19 protein-coding genes are annotated in these 23043 nt (G+C 49.0%); 14 read left to right on the forward strand and 5 right to left on the reverse strand.

Features of this window, described 5'->3' with window-relative positions:
• Positions 1–25 precede the first annotated feature (25 nt).
• The 3 genes from ACY0JR_RS19470 to ACY0JR_RS19480 are packed head-to-tail and all read left to right on the forward strand — an operon-like array spanning position 26 to position 964.
• The gene (locus ACY0JR_RS19470) at positions 26–385 is read left to right on the forward strand and encodes an EGFR-like transmembrane domain-containing protein (RefSeq protein ID WP_462635837.1); all 360 of its coding nucleotides are present in this window, start codon (positions 26–28) and stop codon (positions 383–385) included.
• Between the two features lie 14 nt (positions 386–399).
• On the forward strand, positions 400–711 hold the full coding sequence (locus ACY0JR_RS19475; protein WP_462635838.1) for a hypothetical protein: 312 nt from the start codon (positions 400–402) through the stop codon (positions 709–711).
• A gap of 4 nt (positions 712–715) precedes the next feature.
• Positions 716–964: a hypothetical protein gene (locus tag ACY0JR_RS19480; protein WP_462635839.1), complete on the forward strand. Its 249-nt coding sequence runs from the start codon at positions 716–718 to the stop codon at positions 962–964.
• Between the two features lie 58 nt (positions 965–1022).
• On the opposite strand, the gene ACY0JR_RS19485 is transcribed toward ACY0JR_RS19480, so the two are convergent.
• Entirely contained in the window at positions 1023–1769 is a 747-nt protein-coding gene (locus ACY0JR_RS19485) for a helix-turn-helix domain-containing protein (protein ID WP_462635840.1), read from the reverse strand.
• Positions 1770–2074: 305 nt separating this feature from the next.
• Here ACY0JR_RS19485 and ACY0JR_RS19490 point away from each other — a divergent pair, with 305 nt between their 5' ends.
• Positions 2075–2752, forward strand: a complete 678-nt coding sequence (locus ACY0JR_RS19490) for a recombinase family protein (RefSeq protein ID WP_462635841.1) — start codon at positions 2075–2077, stop codon at positions 2750–2752.
• 255 nt (positions 2753–3007) lie between these two features.
• Here the strand turns inward: ACY0JR_RS19490 and ACY0JR_RS19495 are convergent, their stop codons facing one another.
• Complete coding sequence (locus ACY0JR_RS19495) at positions 3008–4501, reverse strand: HEPN domain-containing protein (RefSeq protein ID WP_462635842.1); 1494 nt, start codon at positions 4499–4501, stop codon at positions 3008–3010.
• 430 nt (positions 4502–4931) lie between these two features.
• On the opposite strand from ACY0JR_RS19495, the gene ACY0JR_RS19500 reads away from it, so the two are divergent.
• Entirely contained in the window at positions 4932–5798 is an 867-nt protein-coding gene (locus ACY0JR_RS19500) for a type IV toxin-antitoxin system AbiEi family antitoxin domain-containing protein (RefSeq protein ID WP_462635843.1), read from the forward strand.
• Here the strand turns inward: ACY0JR_RS19500 and ACY0JR_RS19505 are convergent.
• The gene (locus tag ACY0JR_RS19505; protein ID WP_462635844.1) at positions 5785–6666 is read right to left on the reverse strand and encodes a nucleotidyl transferase AbiEii/AbiGii toxin family protein; all 882 of its coding nucleotides are present in this window, start codon (positions 6664–6666) and stop codon (positions 5785–5787) included. The two genes, ACY0JR_RS19500 and ACY0JR_RS19505, sit on opposite strands and share 14 nt — an antisense overlap.
• Positions 6667–7059: 393 nt before the next feature.
• Here ACY0JR_RS19505 and ACY0JR_RS19510 point away from each other — a divergent pair, with 393 nt between their 5' ends.
• Together ACY0JR_RS19510 and ACY0JR_RS19515 are read left to right on the forward strand one after the other, a co-directional pair.
• Complete coding sequence (locus tag ACY0JR_RS19510; RefSeq protein ID WP_462635845.1) at positions 7060–9429, forward strand: TonB-dependent siderophore receptor; 2370 nt, start codon at positions 7060–7062, stop codon at positions 9427–9429.
• 191 nt (positions 9430–9620) lie between these two features.
• Positions 9621–9932: a helix-turn-helix domain-containing protein gene (locus ACY0JR_RS19515; RefSeq protein WP_462635846.1), complete on the forward strand. Its 312-nt coding sequence runs from the start codon at positions 9621–9623 to the stop codon at positions 9930–9932.
• Positions 9933–10606: 674 nt separating this feature from the next.
• Here ACY0JR_RS19515 and ACY0JR_RS19520 read toward each other — a convergent pair.
• Complete coding sequence (locus ACY0JR_RS19520) at positions 10607–11440, reverse strand: phosphatase PAP2 family protein (protein WP_462635847.1); 834 nt, start codon at positions 11438–11440, stop codon at positions 10607–10609.
• A 328-nt stretch (positions 11441–11768) separates the two neighbouring features.
• Here ACY0JR_RS19520 and ACY0JR_RS19525 point away from each other — a divergent pair, with 328 nt between their 5' ends.
• Both ACY0JR_RS19525 and ACY0JR_RS19530 read left to right on the forward strand, forming a co-directional pair.
• On the forward strand, positions 11769–12620 hold the full coding sequence (locus tag ACY0JR_RS19525) for a murein L,D-transpeptidase catalytic domain family protein (protein ID WP_462635848.1): 852 nt from the start codon (positions 11769–11771) through the stop codon (positions 12618–12620).
• 411 nt (positions 12621–13031) lie between these two features.
• Positions 13032–13583, forward strand: a complete 552-nt coding sequence (locus ACY0JR_RS19530) for a histidine phosphatase family protein (protein WP_462635849.1) — start codon at positions 13032–13034, stop codon at positions 13581–13583.
• Between the two features lie 259 nt (positions 13584–13842).
• Here ACY0JR_RS19530 and ACY0JR_RS19535 read toward each other — a convergent pair whose 3' ends face one another.
• Complete coding sequence (locus ACY0JR_RS19535) at positions 13843–14445, reverse strand: hypothetical protein (RefSeq protein ID WP_462635850.1); 603 nt, start codon at positions 14443–14445, stop codon at positions 13843–13845.
• Positions 14446–14819: 374 nt separating this feature from the next.
• On the opposite strand from ACY0JR_RS19535, the gene ACY0JR_RS19540 reads away from it, so the two are divergent.
• The 5 genes from ACY0JR_RS19540 to ACY0JR_RS19560 all read left to right on the forward strand — a co-directional run bounded on the left by ACY0JR_RS19540 (position 14820) and on the right by ACY0JR_RS19560 (position 23036).
• Positions 14820–15503, forward strand: coding sequence for a DUF1345 domain-containing protein (locus ACY0JR_RS19540; protein ID WP_462635851.1), 684 nt, complete (start codon positions 14820–14822; stop codon positions 15501–15503).
• 650 nt (positions 15504–16153) lie between these two features.
• Positions 16154–16471 carry a DUF6660 family protein gene (locus tag ACY0JR_RS19545; RefSeq protein WP_462635852.1) on the forward strand — a complete coding sequence of 106 codons (318 nt, stop codon included), beginning with the start codon at positions 16154–16156 and terminating at the stop codon, positions 16469–16471.
• A 119-nt stretch (positions 16472–16590) separates the two neighbouring features.
• Positions 16591–20985: a CusA/CzcA family heavy metal efflux RND transporter gene (locus ACY0JR_RS19550; RefSeq protein WP_462635853.1), complete on the forward strand. Its 4395-nt coding sequence runs from the start codon at positions 16591–16593 to the stop codon at positions 20983–20985.
• 196 nt (positions 20986–21181) lie between these two features.
• Positions 21182–22246 (forward strand): efflux RND transporter periplasmic adaptor subunit, encoded by a 1065-nt coding sequence (locus ACY0JR_RS19555; protein WP_462635880.1) that lies wholly within the window; start codon positions 21182–21184, stop codon positions 22244–22246.
• Positions 22247–22415: 169 nt separating this feature from the next.
• Positions 22416–23036 carry a hypothetical protein gene (locus ACY0JR_RS19560; protein WP_462635854.1) on the forward strand — a complete coding sequence of 207 codons (621 nt, stop codon included), beginning with the start codon at positions 22416–22418 and terminating at the stop codon, positions 23034–23036.
• The last annotated feature ends 7 nt before the right edge of the window (positions 23037–23043 follow it).

The raw sequence follows: 23043 nt of genomic DNA on the forward strand, positions 1-23043 counted from the left end.
TTTAGAATTTCAAAGATATACGGATATGGGTGATTTGTTCTTGCAGATAGACTCCCCAAGTATGCTGTTCCGGGATTTATTGGAGCCTATATCTGGTCCGCTGACAATAATTGTCGTAGGTGGGTTAATTGTCTATGCCTTTATAAGGAGAAGGAGCTATAACCGAAAACTTTACAACGCAATTACCCGGCCTACGGTGATATACCAGCAAGTTGCTGCTCCTGCTGTTCCTACTGACGGCTCACCTGCTTTATCCAATGAAGAATTCTTTAAGCTACCCTGGGAGGAAAGAGAGGCCTTATACAGAAACAGAATTATACAGTTAAAAGACACGAACCGAAGGCTGAGGGCTAGAATGAAAGAGGCAGGATTATCGACAGACTAATTTACAATTGCAAAATGAGACCTTTAGATATTGAGGAGCTGGCAAGGCAGTCTGATTTCGATTACAGTTTCAATGGGGATATACTTACCATATGTGATTTAGATAAGGGTAATAAATCTGTAACCAACAACATTGATAACATTTTAGCCTATATTAATCAAGTCATTCCAGTTTCTGATTACTTGGTTATGTACCTGGATTCCTCCGGAATTTGGGATGGTGTGGCCTTTCAGGAAACTTTGGGTGGTTTCTCCTGCCGCTTCTTTCCTTTGAATGAAAAGGATTATGATAAAGCAGTAGCTAAAATGCACTTTTTGCAATTGTAACGCTATGAATCTGTATCAATTTAATTCTTTAGACCAAAATGGCAAAGCCAATGCGGTTTGGGAATCGGGAAAGTTTATTAAAGCTATAACCCAAAACGGCGCTTGCAAAGCTCTTTATGGAATAGGTGATTTCTTCTCAGAAATACACTTCTCCCCGGAAGGCGACATTGAGGATGTCTTGGGGTTCAAGAGCAAAACCCGGTTGCTGCCTTACGGAAATATCGGCCTGCCCTTGCTTTTAGCTGTTAACTAAAAAAACATTCTTTTACCACTTCTCCTTTACCTGGATTCGCTTTTTTCGCCACTGCAACTCATTTGATGATTTCCGAGAATGGGTCGTAACCTTCATAGGTGATAGCCATGAATTCACCATCATAAGCTTCTGTTTTCTCAACAATATAATTCAAGGCATCCCATTCATCTGCCCCTTCCGGAAAATCTCTTTCTGCCATCTGAACAAATCTTTCTTCTCCGTCAGGCATGGTCAGCATAATCATATGCACGATAAAGTAATCTTTATCGTCAATCTCAAACTCAGGATTGGTATTTCCTTTGTAAGCCTTCCACTTCTTTAACCAGTATTCATCCTTTATCATCTTTTCCTCGAAAAGGACAGCCATTCCAAAGTTCTGTACCATCCGCTGAAAAGCTTCTTTAGGGCCGAATTCATAAATCCTCCCACCTAAAGGTGTAGCCTCATAAGCCTCTTTCCCGGAGAAACCTGTGGGCAGGAGGAATTCCAAGTGTTGTGCCTGAAGATTCTCATAAGGAATCATCTCGTATTTCGTCTCAGAAAGGGTATGCTCGGCCAGGTAGAGCATAAGCGAGAACTTGTCGAAAAGAGATTTGAAGAACAACTCCCCGTTCTCCTGAATGATTTCATAGACAGGGACATCCAGCACCTTAGAGATACTGATTAATTTCTCGTAGGGTAAGGCAGTGCTGCCTGATTCCAATTTACTGTAGGTTGACCTGGCCATACAGAGTTTGTCCGCCATACTCTTTTGGGTAATACCTTTTTTCTTGCGGAATTTTTTAAGCGTTGCGTTTATTTCCATGATTTAGGTTTTCTACAAATAAAGAAGGCCTTCGGCAGACGGCAATAATTGTTCTGTTAATTCACCTCCTCCCCTAGACCTTACTAGCACCACGTGTCTTTGATTTTCGACTTCCCCCGCAGGCTGCTCCTACAAAGAATCTCTCCTCCTTCCCTATTTTACAAATCAGCAACGTTCGTTGCTGATTTGTAAAATAGGGGGTACCTTAGCAAAAAAGTAAAGAAAAGGGGCGGTAGGGAACAAAAGTTAATCAGTTTTGCAATTGCAAAACAACACCCGAATTTCCAGCCGCCACTCTTATATATATGGAGTCTCAAAAGTACATCGCCTACTACCGGGTATCAACCGCCAAGCAGGGCAGGAGCGGTCTGGGCCTGGAGGCCCAGCGTGCCGCCGTTATTTCCTTCACCAAAAGCCCGGACGGCATCATTCAGGAATTTACCGAGCATGAGTCGGGCAAGAATGATGACCGTCCGCTCCTGGAGCAGGCAATACTGGCAGCGAAAAAACAAAGTGCCACTTTAATAATTGCAAAATTGGACCGCCTGAGCAGGGAAGTGGCCTTCCTGTTCCAACTGAAAAAACGGGTGGAGAAAAACAATATCAACTGGCTGTGCCTGGACATCCCGGAGATGAACACGCTCAACATCGGCATCTGGGGAACCATGGCCCAGCACGAACGGGAGCAAATAAGCAAACGTACTAAGGTGGCGCTGCAGGCTCTCAAAGCTCGTGGCAGGGAGTTAGGCAACCTGGAGAACCTGACCGATAATGGCCGGGAACTTGGCGTGGAGGCCATCAAAAGGAAAGCCGCCGCTAATGACAATAATAGGAGAGCAGCTGAGTTAATCCGCCTTTACCGGGAGCAAAGGCTGACTTGGTTGGCCATTGCCGGGAAACTAAACCAGTCCGGTTTCAAGGCAAGCAGAGGAGGTGAGTTCCAGGCAACTCAGGTACAACGAATCTTTAACCGCTATTGCTAAAGCATTTATCCTATTTATATAGGACACCGTTCTTGTTGCCCTACATGTAGAACCTTTGAACATCAAAACAGGAAATGACCACATCCCCCTCCCTTAGCCCAATTTAAACTAGGGCGTGTTGACAATTAAGCCTGAACGGTGAACTTAAGACGTTTTTAGCTTACTCTACATTACTTTAAGCGAAGGATGGCCTTGCATTGCCCTTCATAAATGCCTTCAGCAAGCCTAAATCGCACTCAAAATACCTTGTGAAATTTAATTGTCAACACGCCCTAATACGTCTTTTAACAATTGCATATTTTTTTCAAACTCCTCTTTAGCCAGTACCTGTAAGCGATGCACCCGGTTTAATAAAATGTCTATAATTGTATCTTCTATATGAAATTCACTTGTATATCGCGGATGCAGATAAGCTTCATCCAACAGATGCACTAATCTCTTTTCCTCATTATTATTTCGGGGGAATACCTTGGTAAGGCTAGGGGTGCAACGACGGGTATGTCGAATTTGCGCCTTCAAAGAGTGAGTCCGACTTTCTTTTCCAGTATGTGATTGTATTATGGCTCGATAGGTTAGTTCTACAGCTTGGTGAAGCATGAAAGGCACAAGAGATTTGCTTCCTATGCTGTAATAATGAGTAGCACCTACATAAAAATCCACAGCCTTAATGTAATTGGCCTGAAAATCTTTAGAAGAATTTTCAATAATTTTAGGGTAAAGTTCCACCGGCGTAGGAGCAAAGGCTGGACCTCCGTTGTCATAAATTAAGTTCTCTGGTTTACAATTAAGAGCATAGAATACATCCCCATTCAAGAGGGCTCTTTGCACATTGTCAGCCTTATGTAGAGAACAAGTGACTTCTCTACTGCATAATAATGCGAACTCCAACAGAGGCTCTAAATTCGCAAATGACTTTGGGTTATTTGTTGGCATAATAACCATTAGTTCAATAAACCCGAAGCTGCCCTCTTTCCCAAAGGCTGGATTATTAAGTAAATAAATTTTCTCTGGCTGCACAATCTCAGCTATAAATTGAGCAATTGAGCGTACACTACTTCCTTTATCAGATTCTTCTATGTTATAAGTGTTTTCTTTTACAGCCAACGTTATATCTACGTCCGATTTGCAACTCTTTTGCTGGCGAATCCAAATAAAATAAGAAACCTCTAGTAGCTTTTCCAGTTGCTCGAAATGTATTAGTAAGTCATTATTCTCAGTTTCTTCCAACATGCTTGCTCGCCGAAGAGCGTATTCTGTCCAATCTTCCAGCATGCTTTTCCACTCCATTAGGGATTGAGCTTGGAAAAAACCTTTCACAACATGATAAGGATTGTCCAGTTCTCTCTGTCGCAGAAGCCGTATGTTTCCATTATATGTTTTTAACAGTTTGTCGTACTCTATCCGCATTATTCGCTCATCACTAAGCCGCTCTACTGATTCATAAGTAAATTTTGTAGGCTGCACCTCTCCATCTAGCTCCTCTTTCTTTTGAAGCATTAACCAGAAGGCCTCAATTAGCTTTCCCAACTGTTCTTGCAGAAAAGTTGCATCCCAGGGCTGGTCCATCAATGTCCACGCCTGGCCTGAAGTAGCTGCTTTTAAGTAGTTCCAAAGGTCTCTTCTCAGAAAAGGCAGTGAACTTGCTTCAAAAAGCTTACTAACTGCTATATTAGGTTTTTCCCTTTCCTGTCTAGTTAAAAAAGTAAAGTTAATCTGATTCAATTCTGATAAATTGGCCTCCTCTTCCATGGCACTGAAATTCTAAATTTTTACTAAGTTGAAAAGCAATTCTTAACTATCTAATTCAAAGGCCTGGTATTATACACTTGGAAGACATGGGATTTATCACACTATATATTTTGCCCCTTGACTTTTAAATTACTTTTTCTAACTTTGCGTAAAGTATATATACTTTACGCATCTCAAAACTGCATTGTTCCTTAATACCCAACAGCCCTTCCTATCAACACAAATCTCTTTAGATTTCAATTGCTTTTTCAAAACAAAACGATTAACTTTGCGTATATAAAGTATATATACTTTATATACTCCTTGGTTGTATCAAGTTCTCTTCTTTTCCATCAACAATTACTGGTTACCTATTGCTTCTATTCCAAAAAAGGATTAACTTTACGGAAAGTATATATACTTTCCGTCTGGAAGAATATACAATACGATTATGCCAAGTAAATCCCGCTTTATTATTGCTGAAAGTAGTATTAAGTCTTTCTTCAAACGGAATCCTCGCAAAGCTTTCTCCCGCGAGCAGCTCAGTGGAATCTTTGAGGAAAGGAAAACGGCCTGGAACCTACCGGTGACCACCACTGACCTCAGGTTTATTGAGCAGTTGCAGAAAAGGGGAATCCTAACCAAGATTGAAATCCTGTTTGACGGCTACATCAACAAGAAGGAGCGGTATATCACCGAGGATGCCAATGAGCTGGAGATAGCGGCCTCTTTGATTAACAAGTCTTACCTTTCCCATTATACGGCGATGTTCCTGAATGGGCTGACCACGCAGGTGCCCAAAACCATTTATGTCACCTTTGAGCAAAGCAAAAAGCCGGATGGCAACCGCCAACTGAAGCAGGAGGCCATTGATGCGGCTTTCTCCAAGCCACAACGGAAAGCAGTCACCGAAGCCGTTTATGGTGATTACTCCTTCCTGATTCTTAATGGCATGTACACGGGCAGAATCGGGGTTCATTCCATTGAGAATGTACCGGTAACCAGCCTGGAGCGAACCCTGATTGATATTACCGTCCGCCCAAGCTACGCCGGTGGGGTGTATTCGGTATTAGAGGCCTACCAGAACGCCCTGCCCAAGATTTCCATTAATAAGCTGTTAGCTACGCTGGATAACCTCGACTTTATTTATCCTTACCACCAGGCCGTTGGGTTTTACCTGGAACGCGCAGGTTACTCGGGGAAAAAACTGGAGGAATTGCGCAGCCGGAAGAAAGAGTTCAGGTTTTACCTGACTTATGGAATGGAGGAAAAAGATTTCTCGGATAATTGGCAGCTGTATTACCCTAAGGGAATGTAATTCCTTGGAACGTATTGACTACGTAACCGAAGTAAAAATCGAAGCCCTGCAATTCCTCTGACCGGGCCACCGTGTCTTTCACGCTTTCCCAGTTGTCTTTATGAATGGCTTTGTGATTGGCAATTTCCTGAATAAAAGACAGGGGTACCCGCTTGGCCTCGAAAATATTCGCTATCAGTTCTTTGTTTTCCTCGGTCGTCGCATCAATCTGATGGGATTCCATAATCAGGTGTATATCATAAAAGTCGCGTGCCCTGGCACGGGCGGTACGTGACTTGATAATCTCGGAATATTGCGGTAGTTGCTGACAGATGGCCCGCAGCTTTTCAAAGACAATCATTTCCGGCGTATAGACATAAATCGTATAGCCGTCAACCTTCGTCTGGGCTTTTTTAGCCACGTACTCGAACTTGCTGAACTCCAATTCAAAAGTAGTGGAGCGGCCTGCATTCAACGGAACAGCAATCCGTCTTTGGTGTTCCAAATTTCCGTTATGGGCATCGTAGGTTTTCCGGTCCAGCACCTTAAATGTAACCTGATAGCCTCCCCAGAAATCAGCCACCGCTTCTTTCACGACTTTGGGCCTGGGGAGAAAAGTATAGTCAAAGATGACAAACCCATTTTCTGCAAAAGTCTGCACCAGGGTGTTTTCTATTCGCTTGCTGATAGTGGCCCCGTCCTCTGCAAAATCCCCATGGTCAATGGAAAAATCAAGGTCATAGGAAGTTCTGGAGATAGAATTGCTGTCATGGTAAACGATATCAATCGCGTTCCCTCCTTTCAGGACAATGCTCTCTATCAATTCATCGTCAGAAGCCAGAGCAATAATAGCCAGACGTTTGATTTTGTTGGTTAGCTCTAAATTCATCCACAAAGTATATTTAAACAAATATACTGTATAATCGCTAACTCTCTTTTTCCTATTATATCCCCTTTGGCAGGTTCTGGTATATCTTTGATTATGGAAATAACAAAATGGCCGTCTGCTCTTGTGTCATCACTTCTATCTTTTTGAAGCATTCCATTCAAGAATAGTTAGGGTAAACTAATGGGTATTTGCCATATAATAAACCCTTGAATGATACCTATCGCTTCTTAAAAAGTATGGATGGATAATTATTTGATTCTATTTAGATTTATTCTTAATAAAATTTGTGGTTAAAGATACTGCCCCTATATTTGCCTCTAATTAGAATCAATCTAAATAAAATAGATGACAAGACGCTACGCCCTCCCACTACTGCTGAACCTCCTCTTTGTGATGTCTACCCACCTTTCAATAGCCCAAACCATGGGTAGGATAAGCGGCCGGATAAAATCCAGTGATGGAAAAGCTGCTCAGTATGTGAACATTGGACTGACTGAAACCTCTAAAGGAGCAGTTACCGGAGAGGATGGATTTTATACAATCCTAGGGGTAGCCCCAGGAACTTATACCTTGAAATGCTCTTTTTTGGGTCTGCAAAGCCAGGAAAAAAATGTGACCGTTATTGCGGGCAAAACCACCACTATTGATTTTGAGATGGTAGAGAATGCAGCCCAGATCTCTGAGGTGGTAGTCACAGCAGGCAAGACTTTGAACACTAAACCTTTGAATATTGGCAAGATAGCCATTGCCCCACTGGATATGCCACAGAGCATGACTATCATCAATAGTGAGATAATAGCTGATCAGCAGGCCTCAAAACTGAGTGACGTCATCAAGAACGTAAATGGCATAGCCCTAGGAACAACCCGCGGTAGTACGGCAGAGACCTTCTTTGCCCGCGGGTATAACCTCGGGGCAAATAACATCTTCAAAAACGGTGCCCGCTCCAACTCGGCTGTCATCCCGGAAGCCAGCACCCTGGAGAGGGTGGAGGTGCTCAAGGGCAGCGCCGCCCTTTTGTATGGAAACGTATCGGGTGGGGCGATCATCAACATGGTCACAAAACAGCCCAAGTTTGAATACGGCGGAGAGGCCGCCCTTCGGGTAGGCAGTTACAATCTCTTCAAGCCAATTGCCGATGTGTATGGTCCGATCACGCAAAAGCTGGCTTTCCGGTTGATCGGAACCTATGAAACCGCTGATAGCTACCGAGCCGGCGTAGAGTCTCAGCGTATCTATGTGAACCCGTCTTTACTCTATAAGCTAGGTTCAAGGACTAATATCCTTGTACAGGGCGATTACTTGAACAATGACTTTACACCTGACTTTGGCATCGGATCGTTGGACAGCAAGATTCCTACCACCATTGGCCGCTCCAGCTTCTTCAACACACCCTGGGCATACAATAAAGTGGAGCAGAGAACTGCCTCAGCTACCATTGACCATCAACTGAATGAGGTTTGGAAACTGAATTTTATCGGTTCCCAACAGACTTTTGACCGGGATTATTTCTCCACAGAGCGTATCCAGGCGGATGCCGACGGAGACTGGGGCCGCAAATTGACCAGGTCTGACATCTCTGAAAATTATTACACAGGCCAGGTCAATTTAAATGGTGATATCAAAGTACTTGGCATGGGCCACACTATACTGGTTGGCGCAGACGCTGAAAGGTACCTGAACACCTCACACACCTTTAAAACCTCTTCGCTTTGGAAAGGTGATGTATATGACTCTATTAACATACTAAACCCAAATAAATTCATACCGCGTACGGACGAGCCTGCCGCCCAGGCCACCATCCGTACTGAGACGCCCACGTACCGTTTCGGGACATACTTCCAGGATTTGATCAGTGTCTCTGACAAGTTCAAAGTACTGGCGGGCCTAAGGTGGTCCTACCAGAAGGTGGCCGTCGCCAAGCTATATGACCTGGCCAATGGAGAGGTGAAGAACAGCACTACGGCAACCACCAGATATGACAGGGCATTCTCACCCAGGGTGGGAGTAGTGTACCAACCACTTCCCACCACCTCCCTCTTCGCCAGCTACTCCAATAACTTTACGCCTAACACGGGAAAGGATGTATACCAGCAGAACCTGAAGCCTTCCTTGGTTGACCAGTATGAGGTAGGCGTGAAGAATGACCTTATTAAAGACAAGCTTTCTGTAAATGTCACCCTTTACCGTATTATCAATAATGACCTGGCCTTACAGGCACAATACTTGGCTGACGGAATTACCCTGAACACAGACGCCACTATCAAAGAGTTCACTGGGCAAACTACTAGCGACGGGATTGAAGTGGACCTTACTGGTTCCATCGTGCAGGGGCTGACTTTCTTGGCAGGGTATAGCTACAATGACATGCGCTACACTGATACTCCCGACACAAAAGGCAGCTATATTGAGGGAGAACGTCTGGTGAGCAACCCAGCACACACCGCCAACGCAACAATATTTTACACAGTTAAGAACACGTCCTTGAAAGGCTTGAAAATCGGGGCCTCTGCCTTCTACACTGGTGAGCGGAATGCCGGATGGAACAACCAAGTCGGGCAGAGCCAAAAATTCAGCCGTTTAATACCGGTTAGTGGGTTCACCACCTTTGACCTGTCATTGGGCTATTCATTTAAAAAGCTTTCGATCCTTGGTAAACTTTCCAACATCACCGATGAGTTGAATTATCTGGTGCATGAAAACTATAGCGTGAACCCAATTCCCCCTCGTCAGTTTGTGACTACTGTGTCATACAAATTCTAAGAGGCTTTCCCAGGTTTGTAGGTGCCGACAATCCTGATCTGCTCTCATGCGGACCGGGGTTATTGGTTTTTCGTTTACTCTAATCTGGGTTATTTAACACTTTGAAATCACTTACTTGATTCACCGGCAAAAAGGACTTTCCTTCTGATTAGAAATGCCATACTTTGGCATTTCTAATCAGAAGGAAAGGTATGGAAACTTTCGGCAGGCTTATCCGACGTCTACGAAAATCTCACAAATGGACCCAGACCCAGTTGGCGAAGGAAATAGGTATGGGGATAAATCAGATCAGCAGACTGGAGGCAGACGCCGCTTTGCCTAGGGAAATCGATCTGGCCAGGGTGGCCCAAGCCCTTAACACAGACTTGGATGAATTGAAGGAACAGTACTTTAGTGAAAAAATTGCCCGTGAACTCCACCGAAGCAACTGCTCCCCTCTTACGCTTGATTTAGCAAGGGAGAAGACACTGTATTTACAGAAACTTTACCCAAATGTTTCCTGATGGCATAAAGATTACCGGGCACTAAGACCTGACGGTCTAGTTCTGGAACTTCCTAGCCTACCCATTGTTTCCACAGTTTGAGCAACCCTCAAGCGGAACAGGATAGGTCAGATAACAGGTGAAGCATCATCCATTGAAAAGTGATATGATATGAGCAAATTCGATTCGATAGCTAATCGATAGAATAAAGTAGAAGCAGTAAACAACAGGGTTGAGAAGTATGGGAAGGCTGCTTTATAACCATAGCACCAAGTCTGCTGACGTGATGATACTGCGATAAATTTCAGGTTTCTACGACAAATAAAAACAGTATTGGAAACCCTTAGGGGCTATGAGGACATCATGTACGATGAATTGGTAACAATAGATATGTAGAAGCACCTAGAGGGACGCTTCCTGATCCTTTAGAAGGAGTCTGATTGGTTTTAAATGAAGTACGAAGTCTTAGGTGGGATTTCCTTTCACAATTTTCACTGACAGGTTAGCGATATAAAATCCATTGGACAACTCTTTGATCCAAGTCAAGGGGCCTTTTGATCTTTCGTATCGCAATTGCTGTTGCTGTGCTACCCGCATACGAGCTATGCTTAACCTCAAATAACCTTTAGAAGAGGTTGGATGTCATAGAAAAGCTGAAGGGGGTTACATCAAGCAGGAGCTGTGGTTACCGGATTCTACTTGCGGTTCCTGTAATCATCCAGGTTCATGGCCAGGGCAAAACCCGGCACGCCGTAAATGTACGTGGGCGACATCACGATGGCCGGTTTGCGGCCCCAGCGGTTACGGTGCGACAGGTAAGCCAAGTGCGAAGACAGCATACCAATCCCCGCGCCCACAAACACATCAGACTGCCAGTGCTTGTTGTTGAGCATCCGGAAAGCGCCCACGCTGGTGGCGATGGTGTAGGCGCCAATGCCGTACCACGGGCTCTTGTGCTTCAATTCTGAGTTGAGGATAGACGCCGCCAGAAATGCCTGCGCCGCGTGCCCCGAGGGCATAGATTCCCAGTTTTCGCCGTTGGGCCGCTCCTGGTTAGAGACACTTTTTATCCCGAATACCGTGACCGCAAAAATGGCCTCGGCTTTTAGTATCAAGATAGACGTGTTCAGAAAGTCATTGTTTGACTTTATGTTGAAGAGGTTGGCCGCGGCCAGTTCAACATAGGGCACAATGAGAAGCGGGTTGTCAATCTTGGTCTTGAAGTTGGGGAAATGCTTCTGCAAGTCTCTTTTGGCGTCATAGCTGCTGTAGATTCCATTGTCTTTGATGGTGCTCAGACCATAGGCAATCAAGATGGTAGGGATGATGGTAGCTCTGAATGCTTTTGATTTGAAAAAGGGAGCTTTAGAGGCGGGGGCATTCACCGAGTCCTGGTATTTCTTCAAAGTATCCGTTACCACAGGGTCTTGGTGCTTTTTCAGGGTGTCTGCCTCCTGGGCTAACAGTTCCTGGCTAGACAAGCCAAAGCAAAAGGTGATAGCAAGCCAAATACGTATAATACTTTTCATAAGCCGACAAGTGAAAGGTGGTAAACTAACATCTGCTTAATCGTTATAAAAAGCAAAGGGTTGCAGGTAGAGGCTATTTTTTACCTGCCCTTTGCAATAACTGCTACAAATTTCAAGGTACTAGAGCTAACTGACTTAATGAGACTGTGCCACTCTATAGCAAATAGTGAAGAGACCGAAGAAAGCTAACTTACCCCAGCAGATTCTGTCGTAATACCAACACCGTATGAAAGCCAGCCTAATCCTGAGCAAAACAATAAACTCCGCTCCTATAAACCGGTGGAACGAATGGCCCGTGCTAAAGTGTTTTCTATTCAAATAGAAAGTAATGGTAAGAAGATATTTCACCAGAGCGGCTGGATTGATCCTGATTGCCGCATCCATCTCATTTAATATGAGCTTTGTCCATAAGGGAAGTAGGTCTTCTGTTAAGGATGAGCCTGCTCTGGCGGGTTCAGCTATTCCCTCAAGCACTACTACAGAAGGCAAGGCGCGTTTGGCTGACCTTTCCTATAAGGCTTCCTTTGAACAGCACATCAGGGAAAGTTACCTCAAAGCTGGTTTAGACAGCTCCGGACTTTCCCTAGAGACCTATCGGGAAGCGGTAACCGGATACCATAACCTTATGTCAAAGAATCCAGCGGTATTGGGCTCTCCTTTGATCACCATAGTAGATTTAAACCAGTCCAGCAAAAACCGCCGCCTATGGGTGATTGACCTGTCTGAGAACAGAGTAGTGTTCAATACATGGGTTGCCCATGGCCAGGGCAGTGGCGGAGAGTATGCCACTTCCTTTTCAGATACCCCCAATTCAAACCAAAGCAGCTTGGGCTTCTATCTAACCCAAGGGACATACATGGGTAGTAATGGAAACTCCTTGAAACTGGAGGGATTGGATGCAGGGTTCAACTCCAATGCCTTTGACAGATATGTCGTTGTACATGGCGCAGCCTATGCAAGTGAAGACTTCATTAAAGCCAATGGTCGTTTGGGCCGTAGCCAAGGATGCCCAGCCCTTCCATTAGATTTGGCCCAGCCTATTATCAACAAGATCAAGGAGCAGACGGTATTATATATTGATGGCCCGTCTGGCAGCTATACCTCACAGTATCTGGATGCTAACCAGGCGGCCTTATGCTTTGGCACTGATCAGGTTAAAGGCAATCATGTGCGGGTTTGATGTTCCTGAAGCATCCACCCATGAAGGGAGGCTTTTGAAGGCGTTTGCCGTGGGCAGTTGGCAAGCCTGAATTTCCTTTCGGCCCGCGGTGGAACCCATCTCCCCTACCAACTGTTTTCTAGATGACATTACCTGATGGATTATAAAATGAAGAGACACCTATACTTATGCTTTGCAGTTGTCCTGTTTGCTCACCTTTCAGCAAACGCGAAGGGCAGACACACAGACCATCAAACACTTGAAAGAATAGAGGGAAAGTATAGGGAAATAGGCGGCAGTGCTGCATACGTAACTTCCAAAGGGATCTCAGTAGCACAGGAAACCCGATTTCTGCAGGAAGAAGATGCCCTGGGTTTGCCTGCAGGAAGCGAAATTCGACAGATTGCCCTTATCCGTCACGGAGAGCCTGATTTGAGGAAATCAGGGAAATTCTCCTATAGTGAGGCCCGTCAGTTCGTCCAGGATTATGATAGTGTGGGGATCATTGTACCGGACAAACCGTTTTTCAATATTCCCAACCCCAATGGGGTTGCTTTCTTCTCCAGTTCCATCAACCGGGCTAAGGCTACTGCTCAGTATCTATTTGGTTCAGACACCCAGATGGTTGTCTCTCCTGACTTCAGGGAGTTTGAAACCGCCATTGGCAACCATGGCCCGAATGTGCGAATGCCCATCAAATTCTGGACAACTGCTGCCCGCATCAAATGGGCGCTCGGCATAGACCGGCAAGAAGCTGAAAGTTTCGCCCAGGCGCGGACACGGGCAAAGAACGACGCACAGGTATTGGCCGCCGCAAGTGAAGAAAAAGCTACCGTGGTATTGGTGGCCCATGGATTATTGAACCGTTACATCCAGGAGAACCTGGAGGAGATGGGATGGCATGTAGTGCGGGAGGGAGGCAATGGCTATTTGGGCACAACCATTCTCGCGAGGGTTGAAAAGAAGTCATCGGAGAGTTTCTGAGGATTCACCCCTTTGCTTAAAGGAGGGTATCTTGAACCTTTGATAAATCGCTGAAAATCACCTCCGGAATTGCTCATTTTTCAGACGGAGTGCTTTGGGAACCCAACCCTATGAAAGAAGGAGCTAACCTTTCCATTTGAAGCCTCGGAACAACCTTTCCCGTGCACGTACCGCTACCTTCTTCAAATCCCACTTCTTGTCTCCATTCGTGGCCTTAGCCCTCCGCTGGAGACAAGTGATGATTCTTGCCCTACTCCGGCTACTCTCTTGCCTCAATTTCTGGGTATCCCCTTTCCTCTGGGTGAACCTTTTTACCAGGGTTCACCCAGAAACGCATCCCGACCGATAAACTTATCAGGCTGGGATATCCAGGGATCAAGGTGGTGGAGATCTCACGCTTAGGGCCTAAAGCATAGTTATACTCCAGTTCCCCAGCGTAGGGGATAAATTTATACTGCCACTTGCCCTCCGGATTACCCTCGAAAAAACCTGAATCCCGATAACCGGGTAAGCCATACCAGGAACGCCTGAACACCAGGGTGGGGCCTATTCCCCCATTCAAGGAATGTCTCCCCTTCTTGAAAATGACCCACCGTACACCCAGATGGGAGAATCCCCCAAACCTCAAGGCACAATCAGAGTAAAAGGCCTGGATAGCTTTGAGGGAGAATTTATCGGCCTTGACAAACCGTTCATAGCCCAATGTCCCTCCGATATTCAGGACGAAGTATCCCTTATTGTCTGGGTTCAGGGGCATGAGCGGGGCATTTACATCCCCCCTCGGGTGCAAACTCAGACCGAACAATTTGACATTCACATTGCTTTGCGCCTGCCCTGAGGCAATATTTCCGGCAAAAAGCATAAAGAGTAAGTATTTCCACATCAGGGGAGAATCAGTTCCTTGGGAAAGGGAAACCAAGATCGGGAGGACTAACGGGGTACATCATCATTCCTTCTAAGTTGTCCATATTTTTCGACGGTGTCAAAGGGATATTTTTTTGAGATTCCATAGAATTCTATACCCGCCATCCGAAGAAAGGTTTTTCCTGGGAAGAAGAGGAGGTATAGGGGATAATCCCCACCTTACCTCCATTCAAGGAATCTTTCCGCTTTCATGTGGTGATTACCTCAAGGTAAACCTTGATGCATCCTGAATCCTCCTAGGTTTAAACCCCCCATCTTTCCGGTTCGGGGAGCTCCCTCCGACGGAAATAGACAGTACTTTTACTTCGTAGTATGCCAAAGACATTATTAGTGAATAGATTGAATGGCCTTAGTGCAGAACAACGTTTATTGATAGCCATAGGTATGGCGATAGCTTTTTACCTGGCCCTGTTACCGGTGACAATGGAAGGGAGGACCCGAATCGTTGCCGTATGGGATCTTTTCGCCCTCGTTGTTTTATCGTTGGACTGGATAACCTTCTTCACAACAGACCATGAGCAGATCCGGCTGAAGGCTGAGAAGCAGGATGCTAGTCGTCCTTTGATCTTTGTTGTGGTTGTCTTGCTGGCCGGTTCATGCCTGGTCGCTGTGATTATCCTGCTCGGAACCAAAAGCGTAGAAACAGGTCTTACCAAGGATTGGCATACGCCTATTTCCTTGTTGGCGGTTGGCTGCTCATGGTTTCTCATGCATACGGTTTTTGCGATAAGGTATGCACACCTCTACTATGGTGATGAAAGGGTTAAGCCCACCTTACGCAGTGGTGGCATTGACTTCCCGGGCGAGGGAAAGCCGGATTACCTTGATTTCGCCTATTTTTCGTTCGTGGTGGGCATGACGGCCCAGGTGTCGGATGTCCCGGTCATTTCCCCTAGGATCCGAAGGTTAGTCCTGTTGCACAGTCTGATCGCCTTCTTTTTCAATACCATTGTGCTGGCCCTGAGTATAGCTGCCGTCGCAAGGCTGTTTAATTGACTACGAGTGATACCCGCCAGTTGGCGTAGGGATTGAAGGGTGGAAAATGTCTATAAGAATCCCCTAGTCATCTATCAAAGCATTCCTAAGCAGTGTACCTCCCTCATGTAAGGAACAGATGGTTTCCTTTTGTTTGGAGAGTTCATAGTATGGACCCTTCCCAAGGAAACAAATATATTAAGCAAAATCCACCCCAAAGGTTAAAAACACGATGCCTAAAAAATCGAAAAAGAGTAAAAAGAAGGTGCCGACGACCAAGGTCCTCAAGATCATTTTCTTTGCTATACTAGTTGCTTTGTTGCTTTTTGCGGCCTCTTTACGGCTTTGGCATTTTTATTCCTCCCATGCCAAATAAAGCAAATGATAAAACAACCCACGGAATTAGTTGGGCATGGGAGATCCTCTCGTGTAGAAAACCTGCCTTCAGGGAAGCATACTTCCCCTTCTTTCATGAGGGAACGCACTAAAAGCCCCATTCGGGCGTTTCCCTCAATAACAGGACTGAATCCAACTCCCCAAGGAAGAAGTGCTCCTGACACTTTGTAGCCAAGGAACTGTTTGTGAAAATTGTAACCTTCGCCCTTGAAAAGAGTTTAAAGCAAAAGTCGGCTCAGAATTGAGTCTTCCAATAAAAATGTTATTTTTGCAAGATGAAATGGGTTACCCTTATTCTGGCGTTGTATATCACTGGGCTGGCCTCCATGGCCTGCAGTGATAGCCGCACCTATATGGGACCTGTTCAGCTGGCTCTTACCAGTCAGGATCCCGATTCCCACCGGGATCTCGCCCAAGATTTCTGCTCCCCTCTTTGCATATGCAGTTGCTGCTACGGGGCCTCCTTGGGCAATGGGTCAGGGCCCATCCAGTTTAACTTACCGCTTTCCCTTCCGAAGCAGCAACCCGTTGCTTTCTATTCCGAGAAGTCTCTATCGGTTCTTTTGAGTTTCTGGCAACCGCCGCGGGTTTAATTCAAGTCTTGTTTACAAGAAAACTCAGGAAGAAGGCCCCCTTTCTCCTGATGTTTGATGATGTATGTTTTCCTATGGCAGGGCATACACTAATTTCCTTTGATTAAACTTATTTTTTCATGATCGATAACCTTATCGCTTTTTCCATCCGGAACAAGCTCATCATAGGGATATTCACGCTTGCACTGGTCATCTGGGGGCTTTTCTCCCTGAGTCGCCTCCCCATTGATGCGGTGCCGGATATCACCAACAACCAAGTACAAATCATCACCACCTCTCCTACCCTGGCGGCCCAGGAAGTGGAACAGTTCATCACCTACCCCATTGAGATCGAGATGGCGAACGTGCCTGACCTGGTCGAGATCAGGTCCATCTCCCGCTTTGGGCTTTCGGTGGTAACCGTCGTCTTCGAAGACAATGTGGACACTTACCTGGCCCGCCAGATAGTGGGTGAGAAACTGAGAAGTGCCGAGGAGCAGATCCCCAATGGATTGGGTTCCCCCGAGATGGGCCCAGTCTCCACGGGTCTGGGGGAGATCTACCAGTATGTGCTGCACACCACCCCAGACTCACCCAAGAAATACTCGCCCACGGAGTTGCGGACCATGCAGGACTGGATCGTCAAACGTCAGCTGAGCGGTACGCCGGGTGTGGCGGAGGTCAGCAGTTTCGGCGGGCTATTGAAGCAGTACCAGGTATCAGTGGACCCCAATAGGCTGCGGAGCTTTGATGTCTCCATCACGGACATCTTCAACGCGCTGGAGCAGAACAACCAGAATACCGGGGGGGCTTCTATTGAAAAAGGCCCCAACGCCTACTTTATCCGAGGCATCGGCCTGCTAAGCACCTTTGAGGATATTGAGCAGATCGTGGTCAAGAACACAAATGGTTTGCCGTTGTTGATCCGCGATGTGGCAACGGTTGAGGAGGGAAGTGCCGTCCGATTCGGAGCCCTGACCCGCAACGGCGAGGGCGAAGTGGTGGGCGGCATCGTGATGATGCTGAAAGGACAGAACTCCGCCCAGGTGATCGAAAACGTGAAGGCAAAGGTTGAGGGTATCCAGAAAACCCTGCCTCCCGGCGTGGTGCTGGAGCCGTTTTTGGACCGTACCCGGTTAGTGGATAGGGCGATCGGCACCGTGAGCAAAAACCTCATTGAGGGTGGGCTGATCGTAGTTTTCGTGCTGGTGCTGCTGCTGGGGAACCTGCGGGCCGGCCTGGTGGTAGCCTCCGTCATCCCACTGGCCATGCTTTTCGCCATCTCCATGATGCAACTGTTCGGGGTATCGGGCAACCTGATGAGCCTTGGTGCCATTGACTTCGGGTTGATCGTGGACGGCGCCGTTATCATCGTGGAAAGCATTGTGCACCGGATCGGGGTGAATAAACAGTTTGCGGGCATTGACCGGTTGAACCAACGGCAGATGGATGATGTGGTCCTGGATGCCACGGTTAAGATCCGGCAGTCGGCCGCTTTCGGGGAAATCATCATCCTGATTGTGTACCTGCCTATTTTGGCTTTGGTCGGCATCGAGGGCAAGATGTTCCGTCCGATGGCCCAGACAGTGGGCTTTGCCATTTTAGGAGCCCTGATTCTATCCCTGACCTACGTTCCCATGGCCTCTGCTTTGTTCCTGAGCAAGAAAACGAAGCATAAGGCAAACTTTGCCGATAAGGTGATTGGGAGACTGGAGGTACTTTACGGTGGCCTGTTGCAAAAGGCCCTGAAACTACGGGTCTTGCTGCTTAGTTTGACCGTAGGCCTGTTCCTACTCACGCTGTTCCTTTTCAGCCGCATGGGAGGCGAGTTTATCCCGACCCTGGACGAAGGTGATTTTGCCATAGAGTCTTCCATCAGCTCCGGCTCCTCTCTGACCCAGAGCGTCAAGACCTTTTCCCAGGCGGAGAGAATCCTGCTTAAGCAATTCCCGGAGGTGAAGGAGGTGATCAGCAAGATAGGCGCCTCTGAAATCCCAACGGACCCGATGCCGGTGGAGGCCGCCGATATGACCGTCATCCTGAAGGACAGGGAGGAATGGACCTCCGCCGGCACCCGCGAAGAGCTCATGGAGAAGATGGAGGAGGCCTTGTCCGTCATTCCCGGCCTGAATGCCGAGTTCTCCCAACCGATCCAATTGCGCAGCAATGAACTGATCACGGGCGTCAAACAGGATATAGCCGTTAAGATCTACGGGGACGACCTGGGAGTGCTGGCCCAGAAAGCGAATGAGGCGGCCAACCTGATCCGGCCGATCGCGGGCGTAGGGGATCTGAAAGTAGAGCAGACCACCGGACTTCCCCAGGTCCTGGTCAGGTATAACCGGTCCCAGATGGCCCAGATGGGACTGAGCGTGGAAGCTTTGAACCGGATTTTGCGCACCGGTTTCGCCGGTGGGGAGGCGGGCGTCATCTACGAGGGCGAAAAGCGGTTTGACCTGGTGGTCCGTTTGGCCCAGACCAACCGCCAGAGCCTTGCCAACGTGGAGAATCTGCTGGTCTCCCTGCCCAACGGTTCGCAGATCCCTTTGCGGCAGGTAGCCCAAGTGACGTTGGAGGAAGGCCCCAGCCAGATATCCAGGGATGACACCAAACGGCGCATCACGATCGGGATCAACGCCCGGGAACGGGACGTGGAGAACCTGGTGAACGAAATACAGGCAACCTTGGACGCCAGGTTCAAGTTACCGGTGGGGTATTACATCACCTACGGGGGGCAGTTTGAGAACCTGCAGGCGGCCAAGGACCGGCTTTCCGTGGCGGTTCCCCTCTCCCTTGCCATCATCCTGATCCTTCTGTTTCTGACCTTCGGCTCGTTCAAGCAAAGCCTGCTCATCTTCACCGCCATCCCGCTGGCCGCCATCGGTGGGGTATGGGCCCTAATCTTGCGGGGAATGCCTTTCAGCATTTCCGCCGGCATCGGTTTTATCGCCCTGTTCGGGGTCGCCGTGTTGAATGGGATCGTGCTGATCGGTTACTTCAACCAACTGAAAAAGGAAGGGCTGGAAGACACATACTCCCGCATCATGGAAGGCACGAAGGTCCGGTTGCGCCCGGTGATTATGACGGCGGCGGTTGCCTCCCTGGGATTCCTGCCCATGGCCCTTTCCGGCTCCGCCGGTGCCGAGGTGCAGAAACCCCTGGCGACCGTTGTGATCGGGGGACTGGTGACCTCGACGCTCCTGACCCTGTTTTTACTGCCGATTCTGTACAGTTACGTGGAGAAAATGAAGAAGAACGATGCTTCCCTGGGTTCCGGGGGCTATGCGGCGCTGACGGTTTTCTTTCTAACCGTCTGTGGCCTGATGTCCCCGGCCATGGCCCAAACGAACCAGAATCCTGCCGGGAGAACAATCTCGGTGGGCCAGGCAGTTGACCTGGCGCTGCAAAATAGCCCGGCCGTCCGGGCGGGCACCTTAAGGGTGGAGCAGCGGCAAGCACTGCGCCGAACCAGCTTTGATTTACCCCAAACAGTGGTGTCGGGTGGCTATGGGCAGATGAACAGCGCCGCCAGGGATAACTCCCTGACGGTGGCCCAGAACTTTTCCCTACCCGGGGTATACCGGGCCCAGGCCCGCCTGGCAGCCCAGCAGGTCGGCTCGGCGGAGCTCGAATTGCAGCAGACCCGCCGGGCAGTGGTCCGGGACGTGAAAATGGCATATAACGAATGGGCGGTGCTGACCAGAAAGGTAGAGAACCTGTCCGCCCAGGATAGCCTGGCCCGGCAGTTCGAGCGTGCCGCCGGCCTGCGGTTCAAAACCGGCGAGGCCAATTACCTGGAGAAAATCGCCGCCGAGGCCCAGGCAATGGAGGCCCGTACGGCATTGGAGACTACGAGGGCGGAAGCGGCCATCGTGCGGCAAAGGCTGGTCCGTTCCCTCTTCCTTACGGACACCGTCAGCTTCGAGCCGGAATTGAGGCCAACGGTGCTGAGCCTACCGGTGGATACCGCCTGGCTCAGCACCCATCCGGAGGTGGCCCTCTACAAAAACGAGGTAGCCGTCAGCCAGGCGCAAACGCAAGTGGCAAGGGCGCAGCTGCTGCCTGATCTCTCGATTGGCGTAACGAGCCAGACCATCCAGGGATTTCAGAATGTAAGCGGGACGGAGCAGTACTATGGTTCGGGCAAACGCTTCCAATCGGTGGAGGTTGGGGTAGGCATCCCGGTAGTGTCACGGGCACAACGGGCCCGCATCCAGGCTGCCAACTTGCAGACCCAGGCAGCGGCCGCCCAGTACCAGAACCAACGCTTGCTCCTGCAAACGGAACTGCAGCGCCTGAGCCAGGAATATGCGCGGCTAGGGCAAACCCTGCGGTACTATGAGGAAAAAGGGCTGCCGCAGGCACGCCTCATCATCGAATACGCCAGCAAAGGGTTCCGACTCGGGGAAACCGACTATACGGAATACATCCAGAATATCGCCCAGGCGCAACGGATCCGATTGCAGTACCTGGACGTTTTGTCGCAGTTCAACCAAACGGCGATCCAATTAGAGTATCACCTAAAAAACAACTAACATGTTCAAGCATATAAGAGTATTGGTGTCAACCCTTCTAATGGTAGGCCTTTTGGGGGCCAGTTCCTGCCAAAAGGAAGCCGAGCCGGCAACGGAAGAGGCCGAGGAGGGCCATGCGGAAGGGGAAGCTGGCCCTGAGGGAACGGTAGGTCTGACCAATGCCCAAATGGAGGCGGTCGGCATCCAGCTGGGGGGGATGGAGAACCGGCCCCTGAAAAGCGGCATTCAGGCGAATGGGATCCTGGACCTGCCCCCGCAGAACAAGGCCGCCATCTCAAGTCTGACCGAGGGGATCGTGCGGCAGATCTTCGTTACCCAGGGGCAGTTCGTGAAGAAGGGGCAGAAACTGGTGAGCATTGAGCACCCCAGCATCATCCAGATGCAGGAGGAGTACTTAAAGGCCCGCAGCGCCCTGAATTATGCCAAAATCGATTACGAGCGGCAGCGGGAGCTGTTGGATGAGAATGTCATCGCGGCCAAGAAATTCCAGGCAGCGGAGGCTGAATACCGGGCCCGGCAGGCGGAGGTCGCTTCCCTGGCCAGCCGTCTAAGCCAGATGGGGATTTCCCCCGGCGGGGTGCGGGTGGGTTCCCTTATACGGTCCATAGCGGTGGTATCCCCGATGCACGGATACGTGCATCAGATCCAGGTGAATACCGGCACTTTGGTGGAACCGGCCCGGGAGCTGTTCCAGGTGGTAGACAACCATCACATCTACATCAATCTGCAGGTGTTCGAAAAGGACGTCAATAAGATAGCAGCAGGGCAAAAAGTACTTTTCGCCCTGAATTCTAGGCCTGCGGAGGAATATGAGGCAACCGTTTTTGCCGTGGGGAAGGCCTTCGCCAACGAGACGAACTCGGTAGCGGTCCATGCGGAGATCAAGAAGAACCAGGTAGCCAGCCTGCTTCCCGGCATGTTCGTCACCGGGCGTATCCTCACCTCGGAGGACGCCGTTGCGGCATTACCGGACGAGGCCATCGTGACGGAAGGGAACTTGAAGTTTGTCTTTGCCGCCCAGAAAGCAGCCCCGCAAGCTGAGGAAGAAGGCCAGCCGGGAGCCCAGGAAGAGGAGCATGAGGCGGGCTTGGCCCCAGACTGGACCTTCCGGAAAATCGGGGTGCAAACGGGAGTCTCCGACGCGGGCTATACGGAGGTGAAATTGCTGGAGCCCCTCCCCGCCGGGGCGCAGCTGGTGACGAGGGGAGCCTACTATGTAGCTGCCCAAGCCAACAAAGGCGAGGGTGGGCATGAGGACTAACCACCGAAGGGAAGGCCGGGGGGTTAACCCGGCATCCCCCACTTCCGAGACCTGGAAGGAATCGGCCCCGTACGTCTGATCCCTTGGCGCCCCGGAGGCGTAGGTCTTTGGAATGAATGGGATACCGGAAAAGGAGGGAACCCATTGTAACCTGTAACCGATAAATGGCATGCTCCACGTTCTGTTGGATAGTTTCCTAATCAGTCTGATCCACGCCCTTATCCCCAGCCATTGGCTGGCCCTGGTGGCTATTGGCCGATCCGAGGGGTGGAGTTTGGGCACCACGCTGCGGGCGACCCTGTGGGCGGGGTTGGCGCATATCGGCAGTACTATCTTACTGGGCGCCCTGGTCGGCTACCTGGGCCTCCGGTTGTCCGAGGAATTCACCGCCTTTGCGCAGAAAATCACCCCGTTTGTTTTAGTCATGGGAGGGGTTTTCTTCCTGGGTACCGCGTACTCCCATTCCCATGCCAGTCCCGTGGAGGGGCCTCTTCCCAAGAAACCGCGTTCGGTCCGCGGCTGGTTCACCACCATGGCCGTGGCGCTGTTTTTTTCCCCTTGCCTGGAGATAGCCTCCTACTTCCTGACGGCGGGCGTCCATGGGTGGAAGGGGATTTCCCTGGTGGCGCTGGTTTTCCTGGGCGTGACGCTCCCGGGGATGCTGGGCTTGGTCACCTTGGGGTATACAGGAATGCTCCGCTTCAAAAGCACGCTGTTGGATCGGCATGGGCATGCGATAACGGCCGTTGTTCTGATCGCCCTGGGATTGGCCTCCTTTTTATATGAATAGTTACCAC

The organism is Rufibacter sp. JT3400010 (genome assembly GCF_054956755.1).